The sequence below is a fragment of the Leptolyngbya sp. UWPOB_LEPTO1 genome (assembly GCF_017302695.1).
Classification (GTDB): Bacteria; Cyanobacteriota; Cyanobacteriia; order Leptolyngbyales; family Leptolyngbyaceae; genus Leptolyngbya; species Leptolyngbya boryana.
Genome location: NZ_JAFLCJ010000032.1, coordinates 18,691 through 35,818, shown reverse-complemented (window position 1 = coordinate 35,818; position 17,128 = coordinate 18,691). Strand labels below are relative to the sequence as shown.

Here is a 17,128-nt window from a genome sequence, read left to right as displayed (position 1 = left end):
TTAGCTTAGATCAATAAGCGAACAATGATTGTTTGAATTAGCCTGAAGTATTGTTTCCTTGAGGTATCGTGTGGCCCCTATCAAACCAACATAGGGATTTAAGACGATGTGGATAGGAATTTGCTCTAGTAGTGCACTCACTCTGCCTTTTGCAAGAAATGCTTTAAGGAAAGTTCCCTCTTGCATGAGGGGCAAAATCTTAGCGGCAATCCCCCCTGCAATATAGATACCTCCATATGGCAAAAGCTTTAGCGCCAAATTTCCTGCTTCTGCACCATAGGCTTTGACAAATATCTGTAATGCTTTCTCTGCTAACGGGTCTTGTGCATTCAGCGCTGCTTCAGTAATCTTAGAGGTTAAGTCGATATCTTCTTCAGGGAGAAGTTGGTCTAGCCCAGTGTGATATCGCAGAAATTGATAGATTGCTAAAATTCCATTTCCAGAAACGACCTGCTCAACAGAAACATGCTGAGTTGGAGATCGCTTGAGTAAATATTGCAACATTTGACATTCTAGTTCAGTTTGTGGAGCAAAGTCTGCATGTCCACCCTCTGACGCATAGACTTGACGGTTGCTCCTAGTATGATGGAGCAAAAAGCCTTCTCCTAAGCCAGTACCTGCACCAATGACTGCAATTGGTGCGCAAGGTCTTGATTGCCCGACTTGAATCGTAGATAAATCAGCCTGAGTAAGCTCAAGTAATCCATAGCTGACGGCTTCAAAATCGTTGATCAACGCAATATTTGGAATGCCCGTTTCTTGAGTCAGGCGAGACACCTCCAGAATCCAACCGAGGTTTGTGAGATGTGACGTATTGTTGATCACAGGTCCTGCGATCGCAAAACAAGCTGCATCCGCTCTGATCGGTCGATTCAGCTTTGCGATCGCTTCTGCTGAGAATTTGGAAATCACTTCAGTCAAATCTGAAAAATCTCGACTGCGATATCGACCTTCACATAAAATTTGGGACGATTGTGAAGTAACTTCTGAGAAGCGCAGAATTGTCTTTGTCCCTCCGATATCTCCGGTTAGGATGATCACGGCATTTACCTCGAATAAAAGCTGGATAGCTTGATTTGATCTCGATAGAGTTCAGGAAACTGCTTCTCAAGTCGTTTAAGCTTGGGCAAATCATGAACTACGACATAGGGATAGTTCGGATTATGCTGGACGAAATCCTGATGATAAGTTTCAGCCGCATAGAATTTCTGCAAAGGCACAACTTGAGTTACAATCGGTTTTTGAAAGCGCTGTGCTTGATCAAGTTGCCGAATGTAAGCCTGTGCAACCTGTTGCTGCTCATGAGTTGTGAAAAAGATTGCGGATCGGTATTGAGATCCACGATCGGGCAATTGCTGGTTCAGTTGAGTCGGATCATGTGCGACAGCAAAGTAAACTTTCAGCAGTTGACCATAGGAGATTTGAGTCGGATCGTAGGTGATGTTTACAACCTCTGCGTGTTGCGTTTTACCTAAACTAACTTGGCTGTAAGTTGCAGTTTCAGCACTTCCTCCTGAATAGCCAGACACGACCTGAGAAACTCCCTTTAACTGCTCAAAGATTGCTTCTATTCCCCAGAAGCATCCACCTGCTAGCACGATCGTCTGCTGATTTAGGTTGCTTGGAACAGCAATATCGATCTCTGGATCAGGAAGTGCAACAAAGTTGGTGTCGGATGGAAGACTTGAATTGAAAGACGGCGTTCGGAGCGTTATTCGGCTACTGAGTGAGATCGCGATCGCGGCAAGCAACACGACAGAGGAAGCAAGTATTAAAGGGCGAATCCACGAAAGCGGTTGATATCTCATATCATTAACATTCTCTGTCAGGTATGTTCGGGATAGTGTTTATCTTGCACGACTTGCCTGAGAATTAGATGAATATGACCTGATAATTTCTACAGATTTTCCTGAGATGTTTCAATCTACTTTCAGGTTATTTCTTACGCTATTCTGCCACCAAAAATCAGTAAAAAATATGCTTTACAAATGAAATTGATCGTCTACTATTATATTGGTCTGTTCAACGGTAATGTCCTCAGACAGCGCTTACTCGAAAGTTTCAAAATTGCACTATAGTCACTCTAAAACAGACTGCAAGAACTGAGAAGTTAGAGGTAAGAGAGTATGACTCTTCTCTGTGACATTGGAGTTAGAGATCGAATATTGGAAATCCCATTGGAACATAGAAAACTAGGAGAGAATGTATGTCAAATTTTTGGCGAAACTGGATGACCGTCTGGTGCATCGGAATCGGTTTATTTGGAGTCACTTTAGCAGCAGGTGCTTTAGAAGCAACTAGCGAACCGACTCGGATCGTATTTCAACTGCTGAATGGTCCTGGAGAACTCAATCTTGATTCACATATGCGCTTTAGTTTAGCAGTACTCGGAGCCGTGTCAATCGGTTGGAGCATCACTTTGTTTGCCGCAATACAAGCCGTAAACCAACTTGACAAAGCTGCGAGCAAGCCAATCTGGATATTAGTCATCGTTTCAGTGTTGACCTGGGCAGCGATCGACACCGCTTTATCGATCTCCACAGGGTTCTGGCGCAATGCGATTCCTAACCTTGCATATGTGCTGACTTTTTTATTGCCAGTGTCGCAGAGCGGTGTACTGAAAGACTGAAAAAACTGTACAAAAGCAGTAGTGTAGATTACACGACTGTTTGCTAGGTTAAATCGATTTGAGCAAGAACTATGAACAACCGATTTTCATTTGTTGGGGGTAAGCAGGGCGGATGGCGCGTTACTGGAATGCAAGGAATGATCGGGAACAGCTTAGCTCCTGTTGAACGGATCAATGTTGTAAACGATGCCATTACAGAACTTCCCTTAGATAGCGTGTGGGTGCTACAGAGCTTTACTAGCAATGTCCGGTATGCAAAGCGCGACGAGCTTACTATGCTTCAAGCGGTACAGCCCGGATTGAATCGAGCAGAAGCTGCGATCGCAGTACTCATTCCCATTAAGAAATCGGCTCAGTGGTGGGAAATGGCACAGGATGAACGACGTGCCATTTTCGAGGAAGAATCTCATCACACAGCAGTTGGATTGGAGTATCTTCCGGGGGTTGCTCGTCGGTTAATGCACTGCCGAGACTTAGGAGAACCGTTTGATTTTTTAACTTGGTTTGAGTTCGCGCCAGAACATACTCAGGCATTTGATGAGTTACTGGTGCGGATGCGGGCAAGCAAAGAATGGGAGTATGTAGAACGCGAAGTTGAAATTCGTCTAGAACGTGATCTGGAGTGAAATGGAAGCAGAGATTAAGATCGCGACGATCGCGGATTTAGAAATTTTGCTGCCACTGGTTCAAGAGTTTCACGCAGTTGCAGATTTGCATCTTGCAGACTATCAAAGAGAGAATTCCGTCAAGATGCTGCTTACACATGCGGAACTTGGCGGAATTTGGTTGATTTGTTGTAGAAGTCAAGTTGTCGGTTACATTGCACTCTGTACTAGTTATAGTATTGAATTTGGCGGAAAAGATGCCTTTATTGATGAGTTTTATATTAAACCTCTTTTTCAAGGTAAAGGACTTGGCAAACAGACCTTAGAGCAAATCAAAACGATTGCAAAAGCGCTTGGTATTTATGCAATTCACCTTGAAGTCTTGAAATCGAATCTGAGCGCTCAGAAGCTCTATAATCAGTCAAAATTTGAGAATCGCGAGCAATATGTTTTGATGTCAGTTAGCTTGTAGCCAATTCATAGGTTCATCGGGAGATACACACTTACTTTGGTTCCTGATACAGATGATTCAATTATTAGTTCCCCTCCATGTGCTGCGATAATTCGCTTTGAAATTGCTAGTCCTAGTCCTGTTCCAGAAGGCTTTGTCGAGCAAAATGGAGTTCCAATTTGAGACAATAGCTCTGGTGGAATCGGAGCGCCACCGTTGTGAATCTCAATGCAAATCGAATTTACATTGATGCCTGGACGAATTGAGCAATCGACGGCTTCCTGGGGAGCGATCGCTTCAAATGCGTTCCGAAATAAATTCAAGAATACTTGCTTTAACTTATCAAGGTCTGCCATCACTGCAACTTCTGGAAGGCTGTTAGTATATTTGATTCGGCGGTCAACTGCTTCGGGTACATCTTGAACCTGAAGCAGAAATTCATCTAGAAACAGACTGAGATTGAGTCTTGAGAGTTTTAAAACTTGCGGCTTTGCGTAATACAGAATGTCATTGAGAAGATGCTTCAGTCGTTCAGATTCCTTTAAAGCAAGGTTAAGACGCTGTTGGTCAGAATCAGGCTGCAATACTTTTTGAGCGTATCTCAAGCCCAGTTCGATCGTAGTCAGTGGATTTCGCACTTCATGGACAATCATTGTTGTAAACTCACCAATTGCGGCTAACCGTTCTTGCTCAATCAGTTGACCTTGCGATCGCTTCAAGTCAATTGAGCAAGCTGCTGCCTCTTGAGAGAGTTGATGATTAACTTGTAGCTGATGTTGATAGAGCCAAAAATTCTCGATCGCGGTTGCTGCTCGCTCAGCAAATAATTCAACCATCTTTACTTCAGCTTCTGTAAATGAGCGGGGGTGACATAAAAACGAGCAAATCGTGCCAATTGCTGCTTGGTTCCTCATTTTTAGCGGCACTCCCAGATAGGCGTGATACTCACTTGCAAGATTGTGATCCCGCATATCTTGGCGGTTTTCGATGACCAGAGATCGCACGGATTGAACCACTTCTGCTGCCAGGGTGCGATGAACGCTGAAGCTAGCACTTTCCCGCCGCATCTCAAGATTGCTTGCAATGATTTGCCCGGTCTCCCCTTGGCAAAGCGTCACGATCGTCCAATCCGACTGAATCAATCGACTCACGCTCCGTGAAATTTCAGTTAAATAGGCAGCCAAATCGCCCGATCGATAATTTAACGTCGTCAAATACTCCATTTCTAATTCGGGAGAGACAGTAGACATAAAACTAGCAGAATTCACGGGTGGCTGAGACTTAGACATCATCTGTTACCTCAATTTGAATAGAGCAAGTGCGCTTCAACAGTTGCGCTCAGCTTTTACAACTGCCTCTAACAGCGTTTCCAAGCGATCATCATCTCCATGCTTTATCCCATTAATAAAGAAAGTCGGAGTTTTGATCACGCTACTTTGGATGCCACTTTTAATATCTTCCTGAACGCGCGCCATATGGCAATCACTAGTCATTTCTGCCAGAAATTGATCGACATTGAGGCAAAGCGCGATCGCATACCTGACTAAATCACTATCTGCCAATTGCGCTTGATGATGAAATAAATAGCTGTGCATTTCCCAAAACTTACTTTGTGATGCAGCGGCTTCGGCAGCTTCGGCAGCATGGTAGGCTTCTGGATGCAGACTCGATCTCGGAAAATGACGAAACACAAATCGAATCTGTTCTCCCAACTGCTGCTGAATCAACGGAATAATCTGCTGCGCTGCCCAACAGTGAGGACATTGATAATCGCCATACTCGACCAAGGTGACTTTTGCGATCGAGCTGCCTTGGCAATGATCGCGATCGCTCACAGGGAGGGTAAGACAATTAGGTTCTCTGGATGATGCCATTAGATAAAGACTCACAATATCTTAAATTCAAGTTGTGGCTTCGCCATCGCTAAACATCATCACTTGAGCCAGCAGCGAATTGTTTCTCAATCGCTTTGTGATCTTGTCTCCAAGCTGCATAGAATTGAGCAGACATAGGATCTGGAAAAATATCCTCGTGACCTGCTTCAATCCCTGCTAGCACAGCCACTGCAACATCCGCAGGGCTTGTTTTGCTAAATTCAATGCCCGCAGCCATATCAGTATCTACAGGACCAGGAAAAACAGCATGAACCATAATCCTTTTTTCTGCAACACTAGCTCGTAGAGATTGAGTCATTGACCAAGCTGCCGATTTAGAAGCATTATAAGCAGCTAATGCAGGCATACTTACAAGCGATACGACCGACAACAGATTCACGATCGCTCCTCCATTGTTCTGCTCAATCACTGGAACCAGCGCACGAGCTACATTTAGCGAGCCGTAAAAATTAGTATTGAACTGACTAGCGATTACCTCCATTGGCACATCAAGGATACTTCCAAAAGCGAGAATCCCAGCGTTATTGATTAAGAGGTTAACATCAGGTGATTGTGCAGGCAGGGTATTGATTAGGCAGGAGTCTGTGACATCAAGTTGGAGAGGGATGACTCGGCTAGTATCCAAACTCGTAACATCTTTGAGCGTATTGATATCACGGGCAGTGGTATAGACTTTCTGAGCGCCTGCCTGTAGCAGAGCGTTGACGAATGCGTAGCCAATACCACGATTTGCGCCTGTTACCAATGCCGTTGCATTTTGGATTTGCATGATCCTATTCCTGTATATAGGTATTCTGAGTCATCACGGTTGAGACAATGATGATGAACTAATTGACGCGATAAACTACTGGACAATTGACAATGAATCCAACGGCTCGAAGGCTGCCACCGTCGAGAGATCGAATATAGCCTTTAGCACCCATATCTTCGATGTGGATGGCATCGCTCATGCGAGCACGGTAGCCTTTTTTGATCGCTTCTTCTGTCCAGACTGCCGGAAAAATCCGCCACATCGGACTGTAATCTAAGTTAATCGTCGGAATGCCACCTAATACATTCAACGGCCCTCGTCTGTCAGTTAATGCACTGTACAAACCTTGTCGATGCGGATTGTCTAAGCCAGTTGCTCCATTGACAAAGACATAAATGCGTTCAGCAGATTCACCAGGAAGTGCATCTTCATGGGCAAAGGGTAAGTCTTCCATGGCAGGGGCGTAGGTTGCAGTCTCCAGCGTAGCGACGACTGAATCGTTGGCTTCAGTAGAGAGATAGAGAATCGGTTTGCTGAAGGTAAATCCGATCGTTAGCTCTAAAGTCACCGTTCCTTCACGCGGACAGATTGCAACCACTTTGTCATGAACTAAATCATGATTCGGCTTGCCATTACAAAAGGCATTAAGCTGATCTTCCGTCTGATTGAATGCCACCATTGGAGCATTGAACAACACATCTTTCGTCGCATTCGTAACTTTGACTAAAGGCGTGTAATTGTTATCGCCTACTGATCCAGGTTGAGCCGCTTGAGGTGGAAAAGGAGCGTTAGCAGCACCTGGTGTAATGCTCAGTTTTGGCTTGAAGTCTACTTTGCCTCGGTTGAATACCCAAGTGCCATCTTTACTGATCGTTGCCGTTCGTTGATTGCGTCCTGTAAACCCGTAGGCAAGTTTGGGTGAATAGTTTACCCCATGCAGGTTAGACAGATTTTCATCAGTTGCATCGGTGATGATAAACCAGGCTGTTTCACCTGAAGCGAGTTTTCCCTTGTGTAAGGGGAGTTTAGCAGTTCCTTTGACCAAATCAACCTGAGCAGATTTCATGAGCAGCACAGGACCTAGAAACGAAGGATTCACTTCAGATGGAGAAGGCTGCCCAACGACAATCTTGACATCAGGTTGGAGAAAATCGGGCGCGGGGCGTGCTTCGTGGTAGGGACCAGATTCAATGCCTCGATTAATCACTTCAGCCTGAATTGGAGCAGCATTCAGAGTGACTAAACTTCCGAGTAGTAGAGCAATGCGGTTAGCCCATCTTTGTTTTGACATGATTGGGTTTCCTCAATTTGTGTAATGCTGAGATAACATTTGAAGATAATTCATACTCTACAGAAACTGTTCTGATTCTTTACTACGCCAGACAATGATTGTTTCCCCCCTCAGGCGTTGAGTATTTTCCCCACCCAAATGGGTAGTTGACAGACCAAAGGACTATCCTTCAAGAATTTTTGGAGTTTTTTATGAATCATGAAACCCTCGTTAAAACGATTAACCTGATCATTGCTCCCGTCGTCATGATTACCACTTGTGGGATTATCTTGAATGGGATTATTGCGCGGTATACCTGGCTAAGCGATCGCATTCGTTCTATTCATGAGGAACAGCTTAGCTTGCTAGAGTTGGATCTGACTCAACATCAAGCAAAAGCTGAAAAACTTCACCATCTTGACCATTTGCTACCCAATCTACTCAAGCACCATCATCAGGTTCATCATGTTTTGGTGCTCGTTTATCTTGCGATTCTGGTCTTTATGCTGGATATGTTGGTGATTGCTTTCGCGATCGCTAACAATAGCGAATGGCTCCAGCAAATCGTCGTGATTGTTTTTTTACTTGGAATTAGCGTTTTGCTCTTGGGGATGGCTCTGATTGCTGATGAGCTAAGATCCTCTCATCAGTTGATTCAGTTGGAAGTTCATCATCAATGTCAGTCCTGCAAAATTAACTTTCGCAAGTAACTACAATTTGATCAATCCTTGCTGAAGAGCATTGACGACTGCGTGAGTTCGATCGCTAGCACCCAGTTTGAGCAGAACATTTGTCACATGGAATTTGACCGTGTTTTCAGTAATCGATAGTTCAGATGAGATCGCCTTGTTATTTTTACCTTGTGCCATCAGCTTCAACACCTCAAACTCACGATCGCTCAAATTTGGGCGTTCCATCCGCGCTGCTAACTTCGTCCCAATTCCTGCTGGCACATACCGCTGTCCATCGTTCACCGCTCGAATCACCTCTAAAATTTCAGGACAAGGGGTGTCTTTGAGCAAATAGGCTTTTGCTCCAGCCCGAAGTCCCTGATAGATATCTTCATCCGTTTCATAGATCGAAAACATGATGATTGCAGCATTGGGAAATTCCGATCGAATCGTCGCGATCGCTTCTACTCCCCCGACTTGTGGCATCCGTAAATCGAGCAGCGTGACATCGGGCTGATGCAATCGGAACTGTTCGATCGCTTCTTTCCCGTTGGTTGCTTCAGCAACGACCTTCATATCCGGTTGGTCATTCAAAATTGCAACTAAACCTTGACTCACAATGGGATGATCATCGGCAATCAGAATTCGGATGGTTTTGGTCAGCATAGGTGAAATAGAGCGTAGATTTAGAATTTATGGAATCACAGGATTGCTCAGAGTGACGGTAATCGTCGTTCCTTCGCTAGGGCGACTGACAAGATGCCAGGATGCACCCATTCGGGCTGCTCTTTGCTGCATCCCCAGTAACCCAAATCCAGCGGTAGACGATTGGGGATCAAAGCCACAGCCGTCATCTTGGATCGTGAGTTGTAAAGTCTGAGGGCAATAGCTGAGGTAAATTTGCACCCTTTGAGCATGGGCATGTCGCAGAGCATTTGTGAGCGATTCTTGGGCAATACGGAGCAAATTTAGTCCTGGATCAGGATGGAGACGATAAGGTATACCATCGATTGTCAGATTAATTGATACGGATGGATCAGAGGGAGTTTGTTCAATAAATTTAGCGATCGCTTGAGCGAGATCCTCATATTCAGTGGTTTCGAGGTAAAGTGTCCAAACCGATCGGCGTGCCTCAGCCAGCCCTTCTTGAGCGATTTTTTGAGCAACCAGCAAATGTGACTGAGCTTTTTCAGGCTGACTGACCGCAAAGTACTGAGCGGCTTGTAACTGCATCAAAATCCCGCCAAAGGCTTGCGCCAAAGTGTCGTGAATTTCCTGTGCCATGCGAGTCCGTTCTTGTAATAGAGCGGTCTGCTGAGCTTCCTGTGCAAGACGGGTCAGTTCTAGAGCGAGGGTGAGCTGTTGTGCTAAAGCATGAGCGAGTTCAATGGTTTGTCCAGGAAAGTGACGATGGGCAAGCAAGTAAATCGACAGCGCTCCAATATTGCTATCTCCGACACTGAGGGGAATATCGAGAAATGGAATCAATCCTGATGAAGTGACATTCAAGATGGAAGCATTGGCAGCACTAAGCACTTGACCTTGCCAGTATGTCAGATGAACTGAAGCTGGCTCTTCTGACTGAGAATAAACCCAGTATTCAATCAAGGGAGAATCGAACTGCTGAGCAATCGCTTTGAGTGTATTTCCAATGAAGCGATCGAGATCTGAATCAGCAGCAAAAGTATCGAGAGATTGCTTCAGGGCTGTATTTGCCTGAGCTAACTCAGTCACTCGTGTTTGTTCAGCTTGCAACATTGTTTTCTGAGTGCGATCGCGTTGAATCGCGCTACCGATACAATCTGCGATCGCCATCAGCACTGAAATTTCAGCAGTACTCACCTGTATCGGCGCTCGATAATAATCCAAACTCAATGCTCCCCACCACTGCCCATTCACGCGAATCGGAACCGCGTAGGTAGACTGGACTTGAACAGAGGCTAACGCGCTGCGTAAAGGCTCGTCCCAGACTTCAGTGAGTCCCCCAAAGCCATCCCCCTCCAGAAAGTACTGTCTCATGAAGTCCAATCCTAGCAAGTCAGCCGGGAGCGAGGTTGAACCAAAAGCAACGCTAATAGGCAGAAACCCAGGGGCAGCCCATTCGTAAATGAATTCGCAGGAATTCGGCAAGGGAGATGAGGACTCAAATCTATTTTCCAGAACTACGACACAATCACAGTCAGTGCCTTCTCCAATAAACTGAAGGGCTGCGTTAACAGCTTGGTCAAAGTCTTCCAATGTCAGTAAAACATTTGCGGCTTTCGCTGTCGCTTTAAACAGGCGATCTCGTTCTCGCTGAGTGAGATTGCGCTGAATTGCACTACCAAGACAGTCAGCGATCGTTCTCAAAACCGCAACTTCACCAGGGCTGAATTGAATGGGGGCGTGGCAGTAATCAAAACACAATATGCCCCACCAATGACCATTAACCCGAATGGGAACCGCATAAGTAGACTGAATTTGAAGCGTCGCTAACCAGCTTCTCAGCGGTTCATCCCACTCCGCCAACACTCCACCAAAGCCATCCATCTCCAGGAAATACTTCTGAAAGAGATCCTTTAGCTCGAGGGCTTCGACAGATTCAATGTTGAAGGAGCTAATTTCAAATCTGGAGTCGAGGCACTTATGAGCTGTACTGAGGTAACGAATCGGCATCGGAGATGAGGCTTCGTAGACATTTTCGAGAATCTCCAAGCGATCGCAACCGATTCCCTCAATCAAAACTGTGAGTGCAGAATCAATCGCCACGTCAATGTTATCTAGCGTTAGCAACACATTGGCTGCTCTGGCAGTCACCTCCAATAGTCGATCGCGCCCTTGTAGCATTCGATTGTATCCTTCTAGGTCAGCAACTCTTTGTTGAGAAGTTTGTTGGTGTTCGTGCTTCAGGCGATTTTGTTGAATCGCGCTGCCAATACAATCTGCGATCGTCATTAAAACTGAAATTTCGGCACTACTCACCTGAATGGGCGAGCGACAATAATCAAGACATAAAGTTCCCCACCACTCGCCATTCACGCGAATCGGAACCGCATAAGCTGACTGGATTTGAACAGAAGCTAAGAGACTGCGAAAGGGTTCATTCCAGACTTCAAGCAGCCCTCCAAAGCCGTTTCCTTTGAGAAGATATTTCTCTAAAAATTCTATTCCTAGCAATCCCACCGGAAGAACCGTTGCTCCAAAGGTCTTGCTGAGCAGTAGAAAGCCAGGGGAAGCCCACTCGTAGATGAAATTGCAGATTTCAGGGAATGGAGATGAAGACTCATAAACATTTTCTAAAACAATGGCGAAATCGCAACCGATCCCTTCTCCGATGATGCTCAGCGCAGTATTCACCGCTTCGTCAAAATTATCTAGAGTGAGTAGAACATGAGTCGCTCTAACAGTGGTTTCCAGAAGGTGATCGCTTCTTTGCGTCATTGAACTAAAAAGGATCGATTAAATCTTAAAGGTACTAAATTCCATCTTAGTTCAATTTTGTAGCTGAAGATGAAAGCGATCGCGCCTAAATTTCAAGCGAGATCGCAATCCCTGTCCCATATCTCTAAAGTTCGCCCGATTTTTCTCGACGTGCGACAAGATAGTGATCATAGGCGGCACAGATCCAAGCCCCGATCAGCATAAACACATTCTTATCCCAGTTCCCCTGATTATTAGGGATCAACCCATCCGGTCCAATCAAACCAAAAGCAATAATAAAGCTGAAGAGCATGAGCATCATCACGATGCCTGTCCAGCGAACAAATCGATTGATCATGAATGATACGCCCACAATCATTTCAACGAGCGGAAGTAGGTACGCATAGGGCAAAGCAATAATCAGAGGTAGAGGGCCAATTCCTTCAAATCCCCATCCCCAGAGCTTGAGCTTGAGTTGTGTCACTGTTTCAAAGAAGCCACCCGGCGCATTGAAGTAAAGATAGTTCGCGATGCCCGACAGCACAAAGAAAAGCCCTAGCAAAAATCGCATTGTCGTCACCGATTGTCGAAATAAACGCTGTTCGCTGCGTAAGCCAGGTTGAGTATGAGTGTCTAAAATCATGAGAGTTCTCCAAAATTTGAGAGTACAAAAGTTTCGTCTCTATCCCTGTTTTTGCTGAAGTCGATCGAGCAATGCGGGCAACTGTGTCGATCGCAAAGTCTGCTCGAACTGGGTCGGTTGAGCAGCACGCCACAGCAAAAGCCCACTACTCATGACCACGATCGCAGCCGCAACATCTCCAACGCGCTGAAGCAATCGCATCGAGGTCAAAGGTTTCGAGCTAGTTCGACTCGGACGCTGAAAGATCTCATCTGTCAGCCAACCTACCGTCGCTTTGAAATTGTGAACATACACGGGGAGTAGTTCTAAATAGGTTCCATGTCGTACTAGATGCCCTGCCCGCCCTGTAATTGGTACTCGATCGAAGAGATTCGCAACGCTCTCGCCTAAACCCAATTTCATCAGTGTTCCTCGTAGCGCGACTGTTGCGGGTTTTGGGGGCTGCCCTTGTGCGATCGCATATAAATTATGTGCGATCGCGGCTCCTTGTTGGTAGGCAACTTGCGCCGTTGCGGGTAGAGGCTTCTCTAACACGGCGCAATCTCCACCAACAAAAACCTCCGGGAAGTCAGGCAGTTGTAGTGTGGGGACAACTCGCAACCGACCTGTGCGATCGCGATTTTCATCCGAAATTGCTAACTGTTGAACTAGAGGATGAAGTCCATTGCCCGCTGTCCAGATCACAGTCGCAGTTTGAAGTACTTTAATCTCATGATTTTGCTCATACTTCAAAGCATCCGGCAATACAGCTTTAACAGCAACGCCTTGAATAATTTCAACAGAAACCTTACGGGTTTGAAGGGCAGTTTGGACAATTTCTCGCAGATGTCCGTTAATGTCATCTTTGAGAATTTCATGGCTACGATTCAACACAACAATCCGAATATCTTTGGGATCACCGTGCAGTCGGTCGTACCATTTGGGCAACAAGTCTGCTAATGTTGCTGCCATTTCTAGTCCAGCAGGTCCTGCTCCTACGATCGCAATCGTCAATAATGTCTGTCGCTGTTCAACGTCTGCTTGAGTTGCCCTTTGCAGACAATCTCGCAACTGTCGCCGCAATGCGAGCGCATCCTCACCTGTGCGAAATGCAAAAGTATGAGCTTCTGCTCCTAAAATGTCAAAGTAAGTCGGAACACTACCAAGTCCTAAAACCAAATTGCCATATCGATAGCAAAGTCCTGAAGTGAGCTTAACCGTTCGCGTTTCTAAATCGATCGTTGCAATATCATCCTGCACAAACGTCACACTATCACACTCAAATAACTCGGCATAACGAGGCTGTACTTGAGTATCGGTCATTTCGCCACTCAGGAGTTCATAGAGCAGAGGCTTAAACACAAACCGTTCTGCTCGATCAATCAGTACAATATGATGAGGGTAGCGGCGATGACACAGGTGCAAGGTTGCAAATAGTCCCGTAAAACCAGCGCCCAAAATTACAGTTGGCAGAGTCGTTTCATCCATCTCGATATCCTGCTGCTGTAGGGTGAAGCAATCTTGTTAGAAAGTCCTTTTTACGAGTTTCATTGAGAGAGACAAGTTCTGAATGATGAGTCGTTAAGAAGTTTTGTAGAACAAGCTGAAAATTTGATAAGTAAATCCTCAGCCGATTCTCAGCATCCTCTCAGGTTGAGGTGAATTAACAAATAATGGCGTGTGGCGAACTTGATCAATGGCTTTGAACAAGTCAGACATACAAAAGGGTTTCATCAGCCAAACCATTTCATTGAGTTCAGGCGATAAGACATGACGAGGTTTGGTATCAACTGTCATTACCACAATTGGAACCTTATTCCCGATCGATCTAAGCTGGTGATACGCTCTTGAAGCAGTTTCTCCAGGTAGATCCCAACTCATGATGATGATGTCAGGACATAGCACCTGAGCCGCGATTAATCCGATTTTGGCATGATGTTCGACAATCACCTGATATCCCTCAGCCCTCAGTTCTAGGGCAATGAAGTGAGCGAGATTGATTTGGTCTTCGATAAGAAGCAGGCGCGTTTTCATACTACATTCGCAAATATTGATTCAGTTTCAATCATCTTGTCTCATCAGCCTTCAGAAGTCCTGAGAAGAAGCTTAAAACTGCCTGAATTTAGAGAACTAAATGATGAGAATAAGCTTTGTTTGCAGATCAACGAGTGACTTTCCTTTTCCTCAGCAAATCATTCAGAAATTCTCAGGTTGCGATCAGCAAGTTCTCAGCTTGAACGGTCAAGATAGTGAGCAAGCTTCCTTGAAGCCTTTCGAGAACTTTGATTCTTAGTACTCAACGAGAAACTTATGAGACGATTCATCTATAGCAGCTTATCTGCATTGCTTCTTTCGGCTTCAATCCTCTCTCCAGCTTTAGCATCTGCTCCCAAAATTGAACTGAGTGCATCGGGTAGTATGGTTTTCGATTTTACTGCTCCTTTTATCAGTAGTTCTGGGTTACTCAACGATAGTCATATCATCCAAGTCATGGTGCTTGGGATGTCTCTAGAAGACTTGACGATTTCGATTCCGCCACAAATGGGCAAATTTAGTCAGGTTCAAGTCACTGATGGAACTGGGAAAGCAGTTGCCGCAAAAATTACCACGAACAAGAAGCAAGTTGCGATCGCATTTGATCAGCCTGTCAATCCAGGGCAACTGCTACAAATCAACATTGTCGGCATCCAGACTGACCAAGAAGAGGGATCTATCTTACTCTACGGATTGACTGGACACCGTGCAGGGATCCGAGACGAAATTCCGATCGGCACTGCCAGAATTCAAGTTCCGGGACGAGGTTAAGACTCAATCTGATCGCATCTCAAAGATACTCAAATTGATTCCTACTCTGAATTTGAACTCATAGACCGCTATCTCCTTGAACGAATCGAGTGTGCAATCAGAACTGCATCAAAGTCTCATGATAGAAGCGTTTTCACCGCTTCTATTGGGGATGGGTGAAAATCCCGATCGAGAACGGCTACTCAAAACGCCGAAACGAGTGGCAAAAGCCATGCAATTTCTGACAAGCGGCTATCAGCAATCTTTGGAAGAACTGATCAACGGGGCAATTTTTGATGAAGGGCACAGCGAAATGGTCTTAGTTCGAGACATTAATATGTTTAGTCTGTGTGAACATCATCTCTTGCCTTTTGTGGGTCGGGCACATATCGCCTACATTCCAAATCAGAGGGTTGTTGGCTTGAGCAAGTTAGCACGAATTGTCGAAATGTATTCACGCCACTTGCAGGTACAAGAACGCCTGACTCATCAGATTGCCGATGCGATTCAAACCGTTCTTGAACCGCAGGGGGTCGCGGTTGTTATCGAAGTAACACATCTTTGTATGACAATGCGTGGTGTACAAAAGTCAGGAGCTTGGACTGTGACCAGTGCGATGGTGGGTGCATTTCAAGATCATGAGAAAACTCGTGAAGAGTTCCTTAGCTTGATTCGTCATCAACCCGCATTTTGGTAATGAAGAGTGAATTCGGTTCAATGTCCATTCTGCGCAAATTTGGTTCTGCGCCATGTTAATAAGCATGGTATCTACTGGTTTTGTCGGCGTTGTTATCAAGAAGTACCGATCCTGAACTTGAATTGTTCTATACAGATGCAAGAGAGAGCAGTATCAGACTCTAAGCCGTTGAAGACCCTTTTTTAATCTTCCAATTCATTAGGTATGGTCAAAATCGCGGCAGAAGAACAGCGACTAGAAGAAGCACGATCTTGCAGGTGCATTGGTGCAGATGGGATTCGTATCTCAGCGATCGTAGTTTTTAGAGTCCTTTAAATCCGATTCCATTCTCAACTTCCATCGGTTCCACCTGCGCTAAATTTCTGCGGTGAGCCATCTGTAAGCTTCCAATTTGACTCAGCAATAACCCAAGCAAAATCACACTCCCACCAATATACTGAGCTTGAGTCGGAGCCTCATCGAGAATCCAGTAAGCCGCAAAAACTCCTACAATCGGTGTAAATGAACTGATCAGTGAGGCAGTCGAAACAGTAGATGCTCTCAAGCCACGAACCCAAAATGATTGTCCTAGAACAACAATAATCACACCATAGATCAGCATCCATCGCCACAAAAATGGAGAGAAGATCTCGACAAAATGATGGCTGCCATATAAAACTAAGGCTGCAAAGAAAAAGACGATCGTGCCTAATGCAGTCCGGAAGATTCCATAAATTGCTGTCGGAACTTCACTCAGCCACTTTTTACTAATAATCGTTGAGATTGCCAGCGAGCTCGCACCCATCACTGCCAAGCTTTCACCTACTCCTGCGAGTCTAAAACTCATCCCCTGTAAGGATGGCTGCAAAAAAATCGTCAAAAGAACACCCATTAATGCCAGGGTTGTTCCGATCACCTCCCAGCGAGTTGAGCGTTCCCGCAGCAGCCATATTGAAAGTGCTAAAGTTAATGGCGGTTCCAATCGCCCAATCAGCACAACATTGTTTACCTGCGTCAAGGCCAAGGCTTGAAAAAATAAAGCGGGCGCGATCGCGCCTGACAGAATCGCAACAAGTGTCAGATTTAACCAGTTTCGCTGCGATAATTGTCTTAGGTTTGCTCGATTCCACTGCCGCCCGTACAGGATCAATAAAACGAGTAGCGCACAGAGATTTCCAACAAACAAGACATTGCACAATGAGATTGGATTGTGCCCATCCATGAAGTGTTGAGCGCCAAGTTCAGTCAGCTTACGAGTCACAGCACTAGAAGCTCCGAAGATCAGCACAGCTAGCCAGAGATAAAGTTGCCCTGGGATTTTACGCTGAGATGGAGTCCTGTTTAAATTTGTCACGATCGTAGTTCCGAATAAAGC

General features: G+C 45.3%; 18 protein-coding genes. 6 read left to right on the top strand and 12 right to left on the bottom strand.

The genetic code is table 11. The annotated features are described in order from the left end of the window. Positions 1–1,041, bottom strand: coding sequence for a glucokinase (locus J0L70_RS28600; RefSeq protein ID WP_287456800.1), 1,041 nt, complete (start codon positions 1,039–1,041; stop codon positions 1–3). Between the two features lie 5 nt (positions 1,042–1,046). Then, positions 1,047–1,808 carry a peptide-methionine (S)-S-oxide reductase MsrA gene (gene msrA, locus J0L70_RS28595; protein WP_268242484.1) on the bottom strand — a complete coding sequence of 254 codons (762 nt, stop codon included), beginning with the start codon at positions 1,806–1,808 and terminating at the stop codon, positions 1,047–1,049. Positions 1,809–2,206: 398 nt separating this feature from the next. Between msrA and J0L70_RS28590 the strand changes: the two genes are divergently transcribed. From J0L70_RS28590 to J0L70_RS28580, 3 genes are all read left to right on the top strand, one after another. After that, positions 2,207–2,629: a hypothetical protein gene (locus J0L70_RS28590; RefSeq protein WP_287456799.1), complete on the top strand. Its 423-nt coding sequence runs from the start codon at positions 2,207–2,209 to the stop codon at positions 2,627–2,629. Positions 2,630–2,700: 71 nt separating this feature from the next. After that, positions 2,701–3,255, top strand: coding sequence for a chlorite dismutase family protein (locus tag J0L70_RS28585; protein ID WP_287456798.1), 555 nt, complete (start codon positions 2,701–2,703; stop codon positions 3,253–3,255). 1 nt (position 3,256) lies between these two features. Continuing rightward, positions 3,257–3,706 (top strand): GNAT family N-acetyltransferase, encoded by a 450-nt coding sequence (locus J0L70_RS28580; RefSeq protein ID WP_287456797.1) that lies wholly within the window; start codon positions 3,257–3,259, stop codon positions 3,704–3,706. A 5-nt stretch (positions 3,707–3,711) separates the two neighbouring features. On the opposite strand, the gene J0L70_RS28575 is transcribed toward J0L70_RS28580, so the two are convergent. The 4 genes from J0L70_RS28575 to J0L70_RS28560 are packed head-to-tail and all read right to left on the bottom strand — an operon-like array spanning position 3,712 to position 7,622. Continuing rightward, positions 3,712–4,974, bottom strand: coding sequence for a GAF domain-containing sensor histidine kinase (locus J0L70_RS28575; protein WP_287456796.1), 1,263 nt, complete (start codon positions 4,972–4,974; stop codon positions 3,712–3,714). Between the two features lie 36 nt (positions 4,975–5,010). Next, positions 5,011–5,559 (bottom strand): DsbA family protein, encoded by a 549-nt coding sequence (locus J0L70_RS28570; protein WP_017285537.1) that lies wholly within the window; start codon positions 5,557–5,559, stop codon positions 5,011–5,013. Between the two features lie 49 nt (positions 5,560–5,608). After that, on the bottom strand, positions 5,609–6,349 hold the full coding sequence (locus tag J0L70_RS28565) for an SDR family oxidoreductase (RefSeq protein ID WP_287456795.1): 741 nt from the start codon (positions 6,347–6,349) through the stop codon (positions 5,609–5,611). A gap of 58 nt (positions 6,350–6,407) precedes the next feature. Further along, the gene (locus J0L70_RS28560; protein WP_287456794.1) at positions 6,408–7,622 is read right to left on the bottom strand and encodes a hypothetical protein; all 1,215 of its coding nucleotides are present in this window, start codon (positions 7,620–7,622) and stop codon (positions 6,408–6,410) included. Positions 7,623–7,813: 191 nt separating this feature from the next. On the opposite strand from J0L70_RS28560, the gene J0L70_RS28555 reads away from it, so the two are divergent. Beyond that, positions 7,814–8,311, top strand: coding sequence for a DUF2721 domain-containing protein (locus J0L70_RS28555; RefSeq protein ID WP_190650024.1), 498 nt, complete (start codon positions 7,814–7,816; stop codon positions 8,309–8,311). Here the strand turns inward: J0L70_RS28555 and J0L70_RS28550 are convergent, their stop codons facing one another. The 5 genes from J0L70_RS28550 to J0L70_RS28530 form a co-directional block, all read right to left on the bottom strand. After that, positions 8,312–8,938, bottom strand: coding sequence for a response regulator (locus J0L70_RS28550; protein WP_017285532.1), 627 nt, complete (start codon positions 8,936–8,938; stop codon positions 8,312–8,314). It abuts the gene before it with no gap. A 27-nt stretch (positions 8,939–8,965) separates the two neighbouring features. Beyond that, a complete protein-coding gene (locus J0L70_RS28545) occupies positions 8,966–11,692 on the bottom strand; it encodes a GAF domain-containing protein (protein ID WP_287456793.1) in 2,727 nt (908 codons plus the stop codon). Between the two features lie 124 nt (positions 11,693–11,816). Beyond that, a complete protein-coding gene (locus J0L70_RS28540) occupies positions 11,817–12,314 on the bottom strand; it encodes a MauE/DoxX family redox-associated membrane protein (protein ID WP_190650021.1) in 498 nt (165 codons plus the stop codon). A gap of 39 nt (positions 12,315–12,353) precedes the next feature. Next, on the bottom strand, positions 12,354–13,781 hold the full coding sequence (locus J0L70_RS28535; RefSeq protein ID WP_287456791.1) for an NAD(P)/FAD-dependent oxidoreductase: 1,428 nt from the start codon (positions 13,779–13,781) through the stop codon (positions 12,354–12,356). 138 nt (positions 13,782–13,919) lie between these two features. Further along, a complete protein-coding gene (locus J0L70_RS28530) occupies positions 13,920–14,327 on the bottom strand; it encodes a response regulator transcription factor (protein ID WP_287456790.1) in 408 nt (135 codons plus the stop codon). 276 nt (positions 14,328–14,603) lie between these two features. Between J0L70_RS28530 and J0L70_RS28525 the strand changes: the two genes are divergently transcribed. Then, positions 14,604–15,098 (top strand): hypothetical protein, encoded by a 495-nt coding sequence (locus J0L70_RS28525; protein ID WP_287456789.1) that lies wholly within the window; start codon positions 14,604–14,606, stop codon positions 15,096–15,098. Between the two features lie 118 nt (positions 15,099–15,216). Beyond that, positions 15,217–15,774 carry a GTP cyclohydrolase I FolE gene (folE, locus tag J0L70_RS28520; RefSeq protein WP_287456788.1) on the top strand — a complete coding sequence of 186 codons (558 nt, stop codon included), beginning with the start codon at positions 15,217–15,219 and terminating at the stop codon, positions 15,772–15,774. 301 nt (positions 15,775–16,075) lie between these two features. Here folE and J0L70_RS28515 read toward each other — a convergent pair whose 3' ends face one another. Then, a complete protein-coding gene (locus tag J0L70_RS28515) occupies positions 16,076–17,107 on the bottom strand; it encodes a DMT family transporter (protein WP_287456786.1) in 1,032 nt (343 codons plus the stop codon). Between the last annotated feature and the right edge of the window lie 21 nt (positions 17,108–17,128).